Here is a 987-nt window from a genome sequence, read left to right on the forward strand (position 1 = left end):
GGATGTGATGATCGCGGGTTTGATTGACGCGCGCAAGTGCTTTGTCAGGTTGATTGTCGCGGCGCGTCAATCAGGGGCGATATTGGCGGGTGTGGCGTATGACGCTGGGCGTCCAGGTCCCTTTTTGCGCTCAGCGGCCTCGCGGCGCCGGTAGCTTTCGACATTCATCTCGAAGATGGTGGCGTGATGAACGAGCCGGTCGACCGCGGCGAGCGTCATAGCGGGGTCCGGGAAGATCTTCCCCCACTCGCCAAAGGGTTGGTTGGCTGTGATCAGCATGGAGCGCCGTTCGTAACGGGCGCTGATCAGCTCGAAGAGCACACTGGTCTCGGCCTGGTCCTTGGTGACGTATGCGAGATCATCGAGGATGAGCAGGTCGAACTTGTCGAGCTTGGCCAGCACGCTCTCGAGGACGAGGTCGCGGCGGGCCTGCTGCAGCTTCTGGACGAGATCTGTGGTGCGGGTGAACAGCACCCTGTAGCCGTTCTCGATGAGGGCGAGACCGATCGCCGAGGCGAGATGGCTCTTGCCGGTGCCGGGCGGGCCGAACAGGAGCAGGTTTGCGCCTTTCTCCAACCAGGTGTCGCCGGCGACGATGGCCATGACCTGAGCTTTGGAGACCATCGGCACGGCGTCGAACTCGAAGCTGTCGAGGGTCTTTCCGGGCAGAAGGCGGCCCTCTGTGAGGTGCCGCTCGATGCGGCGGCGATCGCGCTCGGCCAGTTCGTGCTCGGCGAGCACAGTGAGGAAGCGCGCGGCGGGCCAGCCCTCCTTGTCGGCCTGCTCGGCGAACTGTGGCCAGATCACCTTGCTGGCGGGCAGTCGCAGCTCGTTAAGGAGCAGGCTGAGCTTGGCGGGGTCAATCGAGGCGCTCTTCATGCTGCGTCTCCCAGGCTGGCGCCGATGAGCGCTTCGTAGGCCTGAAGCGGCGCCAGGCGGACGACTACGTTGGGTAGGCGCGCGGGATCGGGCGCGAAGCGGGCACGC

General features: G+C 64.9%; 1 protein-coding gene. It reads right to left on the reverse strand.

Annotated features, from left to right (window positions below):
• Positions 1-66: 66 nt before the first annotated feature.
• The gene (istB, locus tag Q3C01_RS44835; RefSeq protein WP_449384692.1) at positions 67-879 is read right to left on the reverse strand and encodes an IS21-like element helper ATPase IstB; all 813 of its coding nucleotides are present in this window, start codon (positions 877-879) and stop codon (positions 67-69) included.
• Positions 880-987 lie beyond the last annotated feature (108 nt).

Source organism: Bradyrhizobium sp. UFLA05-109 (genome assembly GCF_054185165.1).

What these genes read in the sequence shown, in the direction of transcription:
- istB (WP_449384692.1), bottom strand. Translation starts at nt 879, where the DNA reads ATGAAGAGCGCCTCGATTGACCCCGCCAAGCTCAGCCTGCTCCTTAAC.